Genomic DNA, 14,631 nt, shown 5'->3' with positions numbered 1-14,631 from the left:
CATGACGGCTGATGGCCGACCCGCGAGTGGGCACACACGTGCCCGCTCGCGGGAGCACCCGTCTCCGCACCTTTCACAGGAGCACATCATGGATCTGTCTCCACCGCTGTTCGCCCTCGCCCCGTTCGCCGCCGACGCCCGAGCGGAAGCGGAGAGGCTGCCGGCGGCCGACCGGGCGGTCACCCGCCACGCCGTCGACCAACAGATCTTCGAGGACCCGGGCTTCTCGATGCACCCCGGCAACCGGGGAGCGCTTCAGCGCGGTGAGGTCCCCGCAGGCCGGCCCCTGATGCAGATCATCACCGCCCCGTACACGGGCACCGCTGGCCCGCACTTCTGCGTGGGTGCGCCGCTGGCCCGCATCGAGGCGCACAGAGCGCTCCCGGCGTTCTTCGACCGCTTCGACGCCGAACCGGCCTTCCCCAGGGACGAGGTAGAACCGGTCCACTCGCCGGCACTCGACGGCGTCCGTGCCGTCCCCGCCGTCATCCGGCCACGCCAGGAGGCTGTGGCCGGTGGCTGACTTCGATCCGCAGCCGGTCGCCCTCATCACCCCCGAGGGCCTGCCGGTGGACCACCCGCAGTTCGACGTCACGCTGTCATCGGAGGAACTGACCGAACTGTACGAGTGGATGGTCGTCACCCGCGCCGTGGACGAGGAGTTCGTCAACCTCCAGCGACAGGGGCAGCTGGCCCTGTACCCCTCGTGCAGGGGACAGGAAGCGGCCCAGGTCGGCTGCGCCGCCGCCCTGCGCCGCGACGACTGGCTCTTCCCGCAGTACCGCGAGCTCGGCCTGTTCCTGATGCGCGGGATTCCCGCCTCCGCGGTCGGTGCGGTGTGGCGCGGTACCTGGCACGGCGGCTGGGGCTTTCCCGAGCACGCCTGCGCGGCGATGTCCATCCCCATCGGCACGCACGCCCTGCACGCCGTCGGCGCGGCCATGGCGGCGCCCAGGCTCGGCGAGGACTCCCTGACCGTCGCCTTCATCGGGGACGGCGCGACGAGTGAGGGAGACGTGCACGAGGCGCTGAACTTCGCCGCCGTGAACGCGGCACCGTGTGTGTTCTACATCCAGAACAACCAGTGGGCGATCTCCGTGCCCCTCTCCGAGCAGACACGGGCCCCGTCCCTCGCACACAAGGCCGTCGGCTACGGCATGCCGGGGGTACGGGTCGACGGCAACGACGTACTCGCCTGCCGGGCGGTGACCGCACAGGCCGCCGCACGAGCCAGGGCGGGCGGCGGCCCGACCCTTGTCGAGGCGGTCACCTACCGGCTCGCCCCGCACACCACCTCGGACGACCCGACCCGGTACCGCACACAGGACGAGGTCGACCGCTGGGAGCGGCTCGACCCCCTGCCCCGCTACCGGCGCTACCTCACCCACCGGGGCCTGTGGCACGAGGAGACCGAGGACCGCGCGAGGGACCGGGCCACCCGCATGTGCGCCGAGCTGAGAGAGGGCGTGTTCGACGCCCCTGACGTGCCGCCCGCGGAGCTGTTCGCGCACGTACTGCACGAGCCGTCGAAGGACCTGCTGGAGCAGTCAGGACAGCTGCTCGCCGAACTGTCCCAGAAGGAGTGAGCCGTGGCGGCGACCATGGTGGAAGCGATCAACACGGCGCTGCGCGAGGCCATGGCCGAGGACGAGCGCGTCGTCGTCTTCGGCCAGGACGTGGCTCGCCAGGGCGGAGTCTTCCGGGTGACCGAGGGCCTCGCCGAGCAGTTCGGCCCGCAGCGCTGCTTCGACACACCGCTCGCCGAGTCGGCGATCGTCGGAGTGGCCCTGGGCATGGCGATGCGGGGACTGCGGCCGGTGCCCGAGATCCAGTTCGACGGATTCACCTACCCCGCACTGGACCAGATCGTCAGCCACCTGGCCAAGTACCGCAACCGCACCCGCGGACAGCTCTCGGTGCCCGTGACGCTGCGCGTCCCGTCCTTCGGCGGCATCGGCGCGGTGGAGCACCACTCGGAGTCCACCGAGACGTTCTGGGCGCACACGGCGGGGCTGCGGGTGGTGACCCCCGCCACGGCGGCGGACGCCTACGCCCTGCTCCGGCAGTCCATCGACTGCGACGACCCGGTGCTTTTCCTGGAGCCCAAGCGGCGCTACTGGCAGAGCGGTGACACGACGGCCGAAACGCCTGCGGCGGGCTTGGGGCAAGCGCTGGTCCGCCGCAGCGGTACGGACGTCACGGTGGTCACCTACGGCGGCACCGTCGGCACCGCGCTCGACGCCGCGGAGACCGCCCGGCGCGAGCACGGCTGGGAGCTGGAAGTGGTCGACCTGCGCTCCCTGGCGCCCATGGACTTCGCGACCATCGCCGCGTCGGTATCCCGCACCGGACGCTGCGTCGTGCTGCACGAGGGCCCACGCACGCTGGGGCTGGGAGCGGAAATCGCGGCCAGGGTGCAGGAGGAACTGTTCTGGGACCTGGAGGCTCCCGTGCTGAGAGCCACGGGATTCGACACACCCTATCCACCCGCGCGATGGGAGAAGGCATGGCTTCCGGGCGTCGACAGGCTGCTCGACACCATCGACCGGTCCTTCGGGTACGGCCATGACTGACGCCACGGACCGCACGATCCGGGAGTTCCTCGTGCCCGACCTGGGGGAGGGGCTGCTCGACGCGACCATCGTCGAATGGCTGGTGGTGCCGGGGGACACCGTCACCGTCAACCAGCCGTTGTGCGTCCTGGAGACGGCCAAGGCCGAGGTGGAGATCCCGTCCCCGTACGCCGGCACCGTCGTGGAACGGTGCGGCGAGCCCGGACAGACCCTGCCGGTGGGCACACCGCTGACCTTCATCGACAGCGGGGCGACCGCGGGCACCGGCAGGGGCCCGGGCGTCGCCGCGGACCCAGGTGCGGCCACGAGTGCCGGGCCGGACACGGCCGTCGGTGCGGACAGCGCCGACCGTACCGGCGCTGATCCGGGACCGGTGCTCGTCGGATACGGTACGCGGGCAGGGACGGACACCGGGCGGCGCGAGGTCCGCAGACGCCCCGCTCCCCGCCGCTCGCCGTCCACTGCGCCGACCGACACCGGGCGCCCCCGCGCCAAGCCGCCCGTACGGCATCTCGCCCGCAGGCTCGGGGTGGACCTGGCCGCGCTGGGCGCCGGCTCGGGTCCGGAGGGCACCATCACCCGCACGGACGTCCACGCGGCGGCGGCTTCCCTCACCACGGGGACCGCCGGGGACGGCGGGAGCGGCTCCGGGACACGTTCGATCCCCGTGCTCGGCGTCCGCGCACGCACGGCAGCGCACATGGAGCGTGCGCGCCGGGAGATCCCGGACGCCCACTGCTCGCTCGTCGTCGACTTCTCCCGCCTGCTGGTCCTGCGTGACAGGCTGCGCGCGCAGGACGCCGAGCACGCCGCCACTCCCTTCGCCCTCCTGCTGCGGCTCCTGACGCTCACTCTGCGCGAGCACCCCAGGCTCAACGCGACGTACGTCCAGGACGGCCCCGCGGTCCGTACGTACGACGCGGTGCACCTGGGCATCGGCGCGGCGACACCGCGCGGCCTGGTCGTGCCCGTGGTGCGCGACGCCCAGGACCTGTCGACCGTACGGCTCGCCCAGGAGGTGGCGCGGCTGGCGGACGGGGCGCGCGTGGGCACACTCACCCCCCGCGAGCTGACCGGCTCCACCTTCACGGTCTCCAACTTCGGCGCACTCGGCCTGGACGAGGGCGTGCCGGTCGTCAACCACCCTGAGGCGGCGATCCTCGGCGTGGGGTCCATCCGTCCCCGCCCCCATGTCGTGGACGGCGACCGGCTCGTTGTACGGCCCACTGCGAAGCTCACCTGCGCGTTCGACCACCGGGTGTGTGATGGCGCCGAGGCCGCGGCCTTCCTCACCGCACTGGGCGCACTCGTGGAGGACCCGGGCACCGTCCTGCTGCGGCTGTGAGCGGGCACCGCCGCACTCACTCCCTGTCCGCGGCTCCAGCAGTTCCTCGGTCTCGAACAGACCGGACTGCGCAGACCTGATCCGCATACGAACCCTCTCACCCAAGGACCGACGACACCATGGACCATCGCCTCACCCCCGAGCACGAGGAACTACGCCGCACTGTCGCCGACTTCGCCCAGGACGTGGTGGCCCCGAAGATCGGGGATCTGTACGAGCGACATGAGTTCCCGTACGAGATCGTGCGGGAGATGGGGCGGATGGGGCTGTTCGGGCTGCCGTTCCCGCAGGAGTACGGCGGGATGGGAGGGGACTACCTGGCCCTGGGGATCGCGTTGGAGGAGCTGGCGCGGGTGGACTCCTCGGTGGCGATCACGCTGGAGGCGGGTGTCTCGCTGGGTGCGATGCCGGTGTTCCGGTTCGGTACGGAGGAGCAGAAGCGGCAGTGGCTGCCGCAGTTGTGCGCGGGGGAGATGCTGGGGGCGTTCGGGCTGACGGAGCCGGAGTGCGGTTCGGATGCGGGCGGGACGCGGACGACGGCGGTGCGGGACGAGGCGACGGGCGAGTGGGTGATCAACGGGTCCAAGTGCTTCATCACCAACTCGGGCACGGACATCACGGGTCTGGTGACGGTGACGGCGGTGACGGGTCGCAAGCCGGACGGGCGGCCGCTGATCTCGTCGATCATCGTGCCGTCGGGGACGCCGGGATGCACGGTGGCGGCGCCGTACTCGAAGGTGGGTTGGAACGCGTCGGACACGCATGGGCTGTCGTTCTCGGACGTGCGGGTGCCGGGTGGGAATCTGCTGGGTGAGGAGGGTCGCGGCTATGCGCAGTTCCTGCGGATTCTCGACGAGGGGCGGGTGGCGATCGCGGCGCTGGCGACGGGGTTGGCACAGGGGTGTGTGGACGAGTCGGTGAAGTACGTGGGTGAGCGTCGCGCGTTCGGGCGCCCGATCGGTGACTACCAGGCGATCCAGTTCAAGATCGCGGACATGGAGATGCGGGCCCACATGGCGCGGGTGGGCTGGCGGGACGCGGCGTCGCGGTTGGTGCGGGGGGAGTCGTTCAAGAGGGAGGCGGCGGTGGCGAAGCTGTACTCCTCGACGGTGGCGGTGGACAACGCGCGTGAGGCGACGCAGATCCATGGTGGGTACGGGTTCATGAACGAGTACCCGGTGGCGCGGATGTGGCGGGACTCCAAGATCCTGGAGATCGGCGAGGGCACGAGCGAGGTCCAGCGCATGCTGATCGCGAGGGAACTGGGCCTCCCGGCCTGAGTTCTCGCGGGCCGCAGTGCAAGGTCGCCGCAACGCTCTCTTGCGCCTCGGCGACGTACCGAGCGAGACGGGGAGGCCGACGAGGCGGCGACATCTTGGCGGACGGCGGACGGCGGACGGCGGTCGGCGGTCGGCGGTCGGCGGACGCTGGGGCGGCCTTCGTCTGATCATGTGCTCCGGCCAAGACGCACGTGCGGTGTCGGCTGCGGCCGCGTAGACGGGCCCTGTGCGGTTGGCGCGGGCCCCTCCCCGACGGCCGGCCCGGTGGGGAGGGGCCCGGTGGCAGTTGCCCGGTCCCTCGGTCCGGACGCCGGGGTGCGGACGGTCAGCCGGTGACCGTCTCGGCGTCGGTGATCCAGCCGGCGAGCTGCTCCATGTAGTCCGCCTGCGACACGTAGTCGAGTGCCGCGGAGACCCACGGGTGCACCTGGCCGGCGGCGAGCGCCGCGTTGTCCGCGATCGTGGGCTGCTTCTTCAGCTGGGCGCTGTCGTAGCCGCACCGGTGCCCGCCACCCCGAGCACGACCATGCCGAGCACCACCGCGAGGCCGGCGCCCGCGGACACGCCGAAGAGGCCGGGGTCCGCGAGGGGGTTGCGGGTGTGGCCCTGCATGACGGCCCCGCCGACACCGAGGCACACGCCGACGAGGAGGCCGATGACCGTGCGCGGGACGCGTGAGCCGTAGACGACGTCGGCGTCCGTGCCCGCCCCGGGATGGAGCAGGCCGTGGAGGACCGCCGCGGGGGCGAGCCGGTTGCTGCCCAGCAGCATGCTCGCGAGGCACACGGCGGCGACGGCCAGGAGCAGGGCGAGGAGGATGCCGGTGCGCGCGGCCGGCGAGGATCCCGGCCGGCGCGTCCGGCGTGCGGATTCGGTCGGCGCCATGGCTGTGATCACGAAGTTAGCTTAGCCTAACCTTCATGACCTCCACCGTGACCTCCACCGTGCCCTCCACCGTGCGTACGAAGCCGCGCGATCCGCGCCTGTTCCCCGCCTCGGTCGTGTCGAGCACGCGCCTCACGCCCAGCATGCAGCGTGTGACCGTGCGCGGTGAGGCGCTCCGGGCGTTCCCGTGGCGCGGCTACGACCACTGGTTCCGGCTGTTCTTCCGCCACCCGCACCAGGAACGCTTCCACGTGCCCGAGGTCGCCGGCGCGACGTGGTGGAAGCCGTACCTCGCGATGCCCGACGAGGCGCGGCCCTACTGCGCCAACTACACCGTGGCCGACTTCCGCGCCCGCACCGGCGAACTCGACATCGACGTCGTCGTGCACCGGGGCGCCGACGGCGCGATCGAGGGCGGCGTCGCGATCTGGGCGTGCTCGGTCGAGCCGGGCGAAGAGCTGGCACTGCTCGACCAGGGCGTCATGTTCGACGCGCCCGCCGACGCCTCGAGCGTGCTGCTCGTCGCCGACGAGAGCGGCCTGCCGGCCGTCGCGGGCATCCTGCGGTCACTGGCGGACGACACGGTCGGCCGGGTGCTCCAGGAGGTGCCGACGGATGCCGACCGCCGTGCCCTGGCCGGACCGCCCGGCGTGCGCGTCGACTGGATCCCGCGCGCCGACCCGCACGCGGTGCCCGGCACCGCGGCGCTCGCCGCGCTGCGCGACCGCGACGACGTCGACCCGCACGGGTACGCCTTCGTGGTCGGCGAGCAGACGCTCGCGACGGAGGGGCGCCGCCATCTGCACCGCGCCGGCATGCCGAAGGACCGCATCACCTTCTCCGGCTTCTGGAAGACCGGGCCGCGCTGACGACGACGCCCGCCCGCGCCGGGCTGCCGCGAGGTGCACGGCAACACGTCCTGGTCGGTGCTGATGGCGGCCGGTCAGGAGGGCGGGGGCGAGGTGGGGCAGAGCTGTGGAGGACGCGGTGCCCCGGCCCGCGCCGCGCCGTTTCGTTCCCGAGGGCCGGGAGCCGGGAGCCGGGAGCCGAGGGCCGAGGGCCCGGAGCTGAGGGCCGGGAGCCGGGAGCCGAGGGCCCGGAGCTGAGGGCCGGGAGCCGAGGGCCGAGGGCCCGGAGCTGAGGGCCGGGAGCCGAGGGCCGCCAGGGGATCGGCCTGCACCGCGGCACCGAACCCGCCCCCCCCGGCCGCTACCGGCTCATGGTGCGGTGGGAGGCGGTGGCACACCACACCCGCCCCTTCCGCCGGTCCACGGGCTGCGAGCGGTGGCGGGCGCCGGCCCGGTGTCCACTGTGCCGGCCCGCCGCCGGTCTGTGCCGCCCCGCCGCAGATCGAACACCTATACTCGGTCCTCGCCCCATGACCGAGGCCGGGACCGCCCGGTCCCGGCCGCCCCGGCCCTTCCCGCGGAGGCGACGCCATGACCCCGCCCACGGTGCGCGACGAGACCACCGACGCGGACGTGGCCGTGACCCCGCTCACCCGGCAGACCGCGGACCGCATCGCCGAGTACATCGGCAGCAGCGGCCTCGCCAAGGGAACCCGACTCGTCGAGCGGTCCCTGGCGGAACTGCTGAAGGTCTCCCGCTCACCGGTCCGCCAGGCCCTGCGCCTGCTGGAGCGGGAAGGCGTCGTCGAACCCGCGGAGCGGGGCGGGTACGCGGTGGCCGTCGTCCGTACCGACATCGCGGGGAGCGCCGCACGCGGCCCGGCGCAGGACCCCCTGGAGGAGGTCTACCTGCGCATCGCGGCGGACCGCCTCGACGGACACCTGCCGGACCGTGTCACCGAGAACGCGCTCGCCCGCCGGTACGCACTCCAGCCGGGGCAGCTCACCCACCTCCTGCGCCGCATCGCCGTAGAGGGCTGGATCGAACGGCTCCCCGGCTACGGCTGGGAGTTCCAGCCCATGCTCACCACCATGACCGCGTACGAGGACAGCTACCGGTTCCGTCTCACCATCGAACCCGCGGCCGTCCTCGAACCCGGCTTCCTCCTCGACCGGCCCGCCCTGGAGAACGTCCGGGCTCAGCAGCAGCGCCTGGTCGACGGGGACATCTGGACCATCGGCAACGCGCAGCTCTACGACCTCAACAGCCGCTTCCACGAGGTCGTCATGGCGTGCAGCCGCAACTCGATGTTCATCGACGCCCTCCATCGCGTCGACCGGCTCCGGCGGCTGATCGAGTACCGCCGCTCACTCAGACGCGACCGGGCCGTCGTCCGCTGCACGGAACACGTGGAGATCGCCGACCTGCTCCTGTCCGGCCACCGGTCCCGGGCGGCCGAAGCCCTGCGCGAGCACCTCACCACCGTCTCGGAGGAGAAGACCGACCGCGGCGCCCCTCGGTGAGACGACCGGCGCTCCGGGCCGTGTCCTCAGTTCGGCGCGGCGGGAGACGCGGCCGACTGCTCCGTCCGCTCGGCCTCGGCACGGAGTGCGGCGGCCCGCCGCGTCGGGTCGTAGCGCGGTCCCACGCCTTCGATCAGCAGGACGTCACCCTCGATGTGGTCGGTACGCAGTCGCAGGATGTCCTGGTACTCCGGCGACCGGTACCAGGCGCGGGCCTCGTCCAGGCCGGGGAACTCGATCAGCACCATGTTGCCGGGCCACGTCCCCTCCACCACTTCGGCCGGCGGTCCGTGAATGACGAACCGGCCCGCGAAGGGGTCGAGCGTGGCCTGGATGCGCTCCAGGTACTCGATGATGTCGGGATGGTGGTGGCGGCTGTGGAGGTGGGCGAAGCCATAGGCGGACATGGTCGGGCTCCTTCTTCCGTTCGTACCGGTCGGGGAACGACGACCAGAACGTAACCGGGAACGCCCGGGGCGGCGATTACCTCACGGGTCATCACCGCGGCCGGTGCCCGTCCGGACCGGGGGCCGGGGGCTGATGGGTGTGGAACGTGAGCCCGGAGATGCGGCCTGACTGGATGACGGGACCGTGCTGAACGCCGCCGTTGATGTCGTTGTGCACGATCGCCCGACGCGTCGCCGAGGCAGCGGCGAGCCGTTGGAGCGAGGCGAGCAGGACACGTAGGTCGTCACTGGTGGCAGCCCCGGTTTCGACGAGCTGTTGAAGGTGGGCGTGCCACTGAGCTCTGACGTCGGATGCGGCCTGTTCGTCCTCAGCGGCCTCGGTGGTGATCAGCCGGTTCCTCGCCTGGTCCAGGTCGGTGAATGCGGCGGTGTCCGACGCGGTACGCGCCAGGAAGCGTCCGACGAGTTCACGGGCGTGAGTCCAGGAGTCGGTGACCATGAGGGAGACCAGCGTGGTTGCTCCCGACGCTGCGAGAACGGCCAACTCGCTGTCCATCGTCTTCTCCTAGGTGAGGGGGAACGCGGAGGTCTCATCGGGCGCGTCGGTGCGGGAGCTCTGCTCCTCACTGACATCCGGGGTGGGATCTGTCGGCGGATCGAACCGGCGCAGCAGGTCCTCGGCTGTCTCGTGGCGGTTCTGCTCTCTGATGATGTGGGAGAACTGTTGGGCCAGCATCCCCCGCCGTACGTCTCCCTCCGTGAAGCCCATGGCGTCGAAGAATCCCGAGAGATGATCCGCAGCCGTCGGTTGCCGTGGTGCCGGAGCCGGATCTCCCTCCGGCGGCTCCGCGGCGACCGGCTCGCCGAGCTGCTGCGACACGAGGTTCTGAAGTCGCTCGGGAATGTCTGTGTCGTTGGCAGCGGACGTGAGCTGCGCCAGCAGAGCGAGGTCCGCCACCGTCTTCTCCACGCGCTCGTCGTTCTTGGCGAGCCACCAGACCACGGCGCTGCCGGTGTCCTTCAGCACGTCCTCGCCCAGGTACTGGCGCCTGCTCTGCTCGTACTTGCGTTGGTGCTCCCAGACCGCCTTGTCCTTGCGGACGTCGGCGAGTCTGTCCAAACGCTCCTGGTCCTGCTGGAGCAACGTGAGGTTGATGTTCTCCGCCATGGCCTGGAGATGCCCTGTGGGTTCCGGGCACAGACGACTCAGGGCACCGCTGAGCTCATGCTGAACGAGTGAGGCTTGGCCCGGCTCCCGCTTCTCGGTGAGGGCGCGTGCACGGTTCAGGACGGCCTCGACAGCGAGTCCTGCCGGATTGAGGACGGGAGTGTTTCCGGGTGATGCGATGAGACACCACCGCACGGTCGCCGAGAAGACGAAGTGGTAGTCCTCCCAGAGACTGGGCAGGGCCACTTGGCTGACGTGGTGATCCGTGCGTTCCACAGGGGAAGCCGTGAGGTGTTCTTCGAAGCTCACCGGCACGGGGCCGCGGCGCAGGGAGGCGATCCGGAACGCCGCGACGGGGAGCACGATGAGGAGCACGGTCAGCACCGGCCATGTCCACGCGGGCCACCGCTGCGTCAGCCCGACGATGGCCAGCAGCAGGCCGCACAGGACAGTGAGGAAGACGGTGGTCGTCTTGCGTGCGGTCGTCACGGTCGGGTCCCCCTGGCTGATGCCGGCGGCGGGGCTGTGGGGCCGAGGCCCTGCGCCGCGCTGATCTTGTGGAGTAGCAGTTCGGTCGTTCCGACGGAGCGCGCCGTGCTTCCCGGAGCAGTGCGCTCGGCTGCTCGGGCGCTCGCGTAGAGCGCGGCGAAGACCTCACCTCGTCTGTCCTCGCACCGCTCGGCCGCGCTGACGAGGAGGTCGAGGAGGAGCTCTCCGCGGTGTCCGCCGTCGTCGGCTGCCCAGCGGAGCCAGCGTTCCGCGTGGGGCTGCCAGGTTGCCCGCGGCAGTTCGGCCAGTGCCGCACGCCAGCAGGTGGTCAGGCATCGCTGGACACCGTTCTCCTCCACCAGCGCACGTGAGCTGTCCGGGGAGTCCGTCAGCGGCACGGGATCGCAGATGCGGAAGAAGACGGTGAGATCGGACGGCGACAGGTCGGATCGCGCCAGACGGTCGAGCAGTCTGCGACGTAGCCGGCGGCTCCCGGCCGCCAGGTCGCACAACGCTTGCAGGGCACGTACCGAGCCGCGCTCGCGCCGGGCCAGGTAGTACAGCCGGAGCAGGGCCTGGTCCGGGTGACTGGCCGCGAGGACGTCGGCGCAGATCCGCACGAGTACCTGTGCGAACTCCCCCCTGAGGCGCCGGTACGCACACCACTGATAGATCCGCTCGCGGAAGTCCCTGGCGTGAGCCGGATCGTCAAGGGCGCAGGTGAGTGCATGGACAGCGGCTTCCAGCCGCACCCTGCCCGCCGCCCCGGAGCTCCACCGTTCGGCCAGGGACGCCAGACCGTCCCCGCGCCCGGTCCGCAGGTACTCGCCGGCCACACGTTCCACCAGAGCGTCACGGACGGCGGGGACGACGTGCGGGTCGTTCAGTTCCACGACGTCCGCCGCCCAGGTGCCGAGGTGGGGACGGAGGTCGGGCATGTGGTCCCAGAAATGCGCGCGGACTGCCGAGTCGTAGTCCAGTTCGATGAACCGCACGAGTCCGTCCGGCCCGGTATCGGCTGAGATCTCCGCGAGCCGCTCAGCGAGATCCTTGTCCTGGAGGAGCGGACTTCCTTCCGACGGGGAGTCGAGAGTGCGCAGCAGAAGCCCGGCCGCACGGTGGACGACGTCGGCGTGCGCCCCGTGGAGCATGGAGACGGTGATCAGCAGAGCCCGCTGAGGGGCCTCGCGCAGTGCGGCGACGCGAGTGGCGACCTCCTTCCGCCGGTCGTTGCGCGCTCTCCTGGCTGTCGCGCACCATTGTGCGAACCCCTCGCCGGGTCCAGCGCTCTCGCGGGCACGGCGCACGAGGTCGGCGAATTCCGCGATCTCCCGCATCGGCCGTCGATCGTGCAGGAACTCGGTGACGGTGACGTCGGGCCGGACGTACTGCTCGTACGGCACGCCGTGCATGCGGAGGTGGCGTCTGAGGACGTGCAGGCCGCGCGGCCGCTGGATCTCGACCCGGTAGTACTGGAGGTCGGGGTCGAGGGTGCCGTCGCGCGGCATGACGACGACAAGATGCGCGTGCCGTTCGTGGACGGTCTTGCGGAGGGCGGGCAGGTCCGTCCGTGCCGCGGACCACTGGTGGTCGTCGGCGGCGGACAGGTCCAGCAGCAACCGGTCACCGTTCTCGACCAGAGCAGGATCGTGGAGGGACAACTCTCCTTCCTCACCGGGCAGAAGCTCGTGGAAGCCGCCGTCGTCCTGGTGGTGTTCGTGCAGGAGTACCCGGGCCGTAGAGGTGCGGCCGCTGCCTGGCGTGCCGTCCAGGATGACGGTGCCGGTGGCGGCGAGAAGGGCGCGGGCCTCACCCATGCCGGACGGGGCGACCAGCACGCGTCGTAATCGGCCGAGTTGGTCCTCGGCGACGCGTCGAAAGGCCGGCTTGTCCGAGTCCAGCAAGTGGGCGCCCACGTGGACGTGGATGTCGCCGAGGCCGGTGTGCAGGAAGCCCTGTGGGTTCTCGACCCGTGTACTGGTGTACTGGTTCACCGGCTGTCGTCCCCGCGGCTGTCGGGTGCGCCGAACCGACGCTGGACGGTGCCGTGGTTGTCGCCTTCGAAGTACGTCATGTCGTTCCCCGAGAAATGCCGGCCGCCCGACACGTGGCGGGAGTTCTGGTAGATGTTGCCGTTGCCCGTGTGGACCGGGCCGTGCGAGCCCTTCACGACAGTGCCGCCGACGTCCCCGGTGAAATCACGGCTCTGTACCGCTGTTCCGCTCACTTCCCTGATCGAATTGCTCACGGTGTCCGACGCGGGTGACGTCTCGTCGGCCCGGGTGAGATCCTTCAGTCCGGGAATCATCTCGGCCACCAGATCACCGATACGTCCGACACCGGCCTCGGTGTCGTGGGTGTCGAACGGAATGGACTGGAGATCGGCGAGCCGCGCCAGTTCGGGCGGCAGGTCGGCCTTGTTCAGCCGATCCGTCTTCCGGCCGTCCAGGATGGGAACGACCGGCAGTTCACAGGTGAACGCCTCCTCGATCTCCCTGCGCACCCAGTCCTGCGGGTCGTGCAGGCGGGTGCGGAAGTTCGTCCAGTCCGGCCCTACGACGGCCAGCAGGAGGGAGCTGCGTCGCAGCGCGGCCAGCAAGGTGTCGGGGTAGGCCGCACCGGGGGTGATGGACCTCGACGCACGGAAGATGCGTTCCCCGCCGAAGCGGCGGGACAGCTCCTGGTCGATCAGGGCGGCGGTCTTTTCCCCGTCGCCCGTACGGTAGTTGATGAAGACTTCGTTCACGGTGACGTCTCCCCTCAGGAAGTGGACAGGCGCGATAACGTGCCGAGGCGCGGCCCCAGCTGACGTACCGAAGGGTGGTCCGAATGGCGAGCCAGGACCCGGGCGAGGCGCCGCAGATCGGTCGTGACGGTCGCTGAACGCACGGCCGCCAGACCGTCGAGCAGGGGTGCCGTCAGCGCACACGCGTGGTCGATCTCGCCGGCCGAGGCGTAGGCGAGCGCACGGCGCACGCCGTACCGGACCTGCGTACGCACCGCGTTCTCGCCGACCGAGGCGAGTTGCCGGTCGAGTTCCTCGCTCGCTTCCCGAGGCCGGCCGAGATCGACCAGGCACCATCCGGTGACCATCCCGACCGGGTCGGGAAGGTGCATGGTGCCGATCACCGGCTCGTCGGAGCGGTCGTCCTGGCGGGCCAGGAGCGTACGGGCGCGCTCCAAGGCACTCAGACATGCGTGGAGATCGCCCGCGAGTGCGTGCCCCTGCGCTTCGCGTTGGGCGGCCAGCCCGCGGATGCGTGGGGGCAGCGCGCCGCTCTGCGCGCGGCGGGCCAGAGCTACCGTCTGCTCGGCGTCATCCCGGTACATCGTGACCAAAGCCCTGCGGACCAGTGCGTAGCCGGCCAGGGTCCGGTCACCGCCGGCTGCTGCCAGATCGACCGCGCGCCGTGTCCACCACAGTGCCGCGCTTTCGTCCCCGGTTTCCTGCACCAGCCAGCCGACATATTCGGCGTACCGTGAGCCGAGCGCCAGCAACTGTCGGCGGGTGTCGGTGTCGGTGCGAGCGGACAGTTCCCGCAGGGTGTGCGTCTGGGCGATCAGGACGGGCAGGAGCAGACCGGGCTCCACGCTCTGACCGAGTCTGCGGTAGTGAGTGAACAGCGAGCGAGAGGTTTCCAGCATCCCGGTGCCGGAGGCAGGGGAGGCTGCGCCCGGGCCGTCCGGCCGCCATGTCATCAGCGACGCCACGCCGGCACCCATCACCTCTCGCCGGCCCATGGGCCGGAACCGGTTCGGGCCGTCCGGCGACAACTGCATGATCCAGTCCTCCTCGTCGACTTGACCCGGCGCAGGTTCGGCAGGTGCGTCAGCGGTGGCTCGGGCGACCAGGGCGATCAGTGCTCCGTCGGCACCGAGGACGGCGTCACACAACCGGACGAGGTCGCGGCTGGGTGCCTTGAGGCCTCGCTCGACCTTGCTCAACTGCGCCTTGCTGTAATGCACGGCGCCGGACAAGGCCGTGAGGCTCAATCCCGCCGCCAGTCGCCGCTTCCGCAGCTCCTCGCCGAACTCGGTGGACGGCTGTGGCACGGAAACCTCCCAAGCCCATCCGTCCGGGCCGAGGTGGCGCTGCACGAAAGAGTGCGGCA

Annotated in this window: 14 protein-coding genes; 7 read left to right on the top strand and 7 right to left on the bottom strand. The window is 71.1% G+C overall.

The window, feature by feature from the left end; all coding sequences use genetic code 11:
• The first annotated feature begins 88 nt into the window (after positions 1–88).
• From ACZ3KJ_RS22135 to ACZ3KJ_RS22115, 5 genes are all read left to right on the top strand, one after another.
• Positions 89–523: a hypothetical protein gene (locus tag ACZ3KJ_RS22135; protein ID WP_467529307.1), complete on the top strand. Its 435-nt coding sequence runs from the start codon at positions 89–91 to the stop codon at positions 521–523.
• Positions 516–1,586: a pyruvate dehydrogenase (acetyl-transferring) E1 component subunit alpha gene (pdhA, locus tag ACZ3KJ_RS22130; RefSeq protein ID WP_467529306.1), complete on the top strand. Its 1,071-nt coding sequence runs from the start codon at positions 516–518 to the stop codon at positions 1,584–1,586. Before ACZ3KJ_RS22135 ends, pdhA begins: the two co-directional genes overlap by 8 nt.
• A gap of 3 nt (positions 1,587–1,589) precedes the next feature.
• Positions 1,590–2,573 carry an alpha-ketoacid dehydrogenase subunit beta gene (locus tag ACZ3KJ_RS22125; protein ID WP_467529304.1) on the top strand — a complete coding sequence of 328 codons (984 nt, stop codon included), beginning with the start codon at positions 1,590–1,592 and terminating at the stop codon, positions 2,571–2,573.
• A complete protein-coding gene (locus tag ACZ3KJ_RS22120) occupies positions 2,566–3,918 on the top strand; it encodes a dihydrolipoamide acetyltransferase family protein (protein ID WP_467529303.1) in 1,353 nt (450 codons plus the stop codon). The genes ACZ3KJ_RS22125 and ACZ3KJ_RS22120 overlap by 8 nt, the downstream gene beginning before the upstream one ends.
• A 119-nt stretch (positions 3,919–4,037) precedes the next feature.
• Positions 4,038–5,198 (top strand): acyl-CoA dehydrogenase family protein, encoded by a 1,161-nt coding sequence (locus ACZ3KJ_RS22115; protein WP_467529302.1) that lies wholly within the window; start codon positions 4,038–4,040, stop codon positions 5,196–5,198.
• A gap of 474 nt (positions 5,199–5,672) precedes the next feature.
• On the opposite strand, the gene ACZ3KJ_RS22110 is transcribed toward ACZ3KJ_RS22115, so the two are convergent.
• Entirely contained in the window at positions 5,673–6,095 is a 423-nt protein-coding gene (locus ACZ3KJ_RS22110; RefSeq protein WP_467529300.1) for an iron chelate uptake ABC transporter family permease subunit, read from the bottom strand.
• A gap of 47 nt (positions 6,096–6,142) precedes the next feature.
• Here ACZ3KJ_RS22110 and ACZ3KJ_RS22105 point away from each other — a divergent pair, with 47 nt between their 5' ends.
• Positions 6,143–6,952, top strand: coding sequence for a siderophore-interacting protein (locus ACZ3KJ_RS22105; protein WP_467529462.1), 810 nt, complete (start codon positions 6,143–6,145; stop codon positions 6,950–6,952).
• 570 nt (positions 6,953–7,522) lie between these two features.
• Complete coding sequence (locus ACZ3KJ_RS22100) at positions 7,523–8,455, top strand: GntR family transcriptional regulator (protein ID WP_467529298.1); 933 nt, start codon at positions 7,523–7,525, stop codon at positions 8,453–8,455.
• Between the two features lie 26 nt (positions 8,456–8,481).
• Here the strand turns inward: ACZ3KJ_RS22100 and ACZ3KJ_RS22095 are convergent, their stop codons facing one another.
• From ACZ3KJ_RS22095 to ACZ3KJ_RS22070, 6 genes are all read right to left on the bottom strand, one after another.
• Positions 8,482–8,862, bottom strand: a complete 381-nt coding sequence (locus ACZ3KJ_RS22095; protein WP_467529296.1) for a DUF1330 domain-containing protein — start codon at positions 8,860–8,862, stop codon at positions 8,482–8,484.
• A 91-nt stretch (positions 8,863–8,953) separates the two neighbouring features.
• Positions 8,954–9,418 carry a hypothetical protein gene (locus ACZ3KJ_RS22090; protein WP_467529295.1) on the bottom strand — a complete coding sequence of 155 codons (465 nt, stop codon included), beginning with the start codon at positions 9,416–9,418 and terminating at the stop codon, positions 8,954–8,956.
• 9 nt (positions 9,419–9,427) lie between these two features.
• A complete protein-coding gene (locus ACZ3KJ_RS22085) occupies positions 9,428–10,519 on the bottom strand; it encodes a hypothetical protein (protein ID WP_467529293.1) in 1,092 nt (363 codons plus the stop codon).
• Positions 10,516–12,513 carry a hypothetical protein gene (locus ACZ3KJ_RS22080; RefSeq protein WP_467529292.1) on the bottom strand — a complete coding sequence of 666 codons (1,998 nt, stop codon included), beginning with the start codon at positions 12,511–12,513 and terminating at the stop codon, positions 10,516–10,518. The genes ACZ3KJ_RS22085 and ACZ3KJ_RS22080 overlap by 4 nt, the downstream gene beginning before the upstream one ends.
• Positions 12,510–13,265 carry a toll/interleukin-1 receptor domain-containing protein gene (locus ACZ3KJ_RS22075; protein ID WP_467529291.1) on the bottom strand — a complete coding sequence of 252 codons (756 nt, stop codon included), beginning with the start codon at positions 13,263–13,265 and terminating at the stop codon, positions 12,510–12,512. Before ACZ3KJ_RS22075 ends, ACZ3KJ_RS22080 begins: the two co-directional genes overlap by 4 nt.
• A gap of 14 nt (positions 13,266–13,279) precedes the next feature.
• Positions 13,280–14,572 carry a helix-turn-helix domain-containing protein gene (locus ACZ3KJ_RS22070; RefSeq protein ID WP_467529289.1) on the bottom strand — a complete coding sequence of 431 codons (1,293 nt, stop codon included), beginning with the start codon at positions 14,570–14,572 and terminating at the stop codon, positions 13,280–13,282.
• Positions 14,573–14,631 lie beyond the last annotated feature (59 nt).

It is taken from the genome of Streptomyces sp. NPDC003248 (genome assembly GCF_055563235.1).
This window is presented reverse-complemented; position numbering and strand designations above follow the sequence as displayed.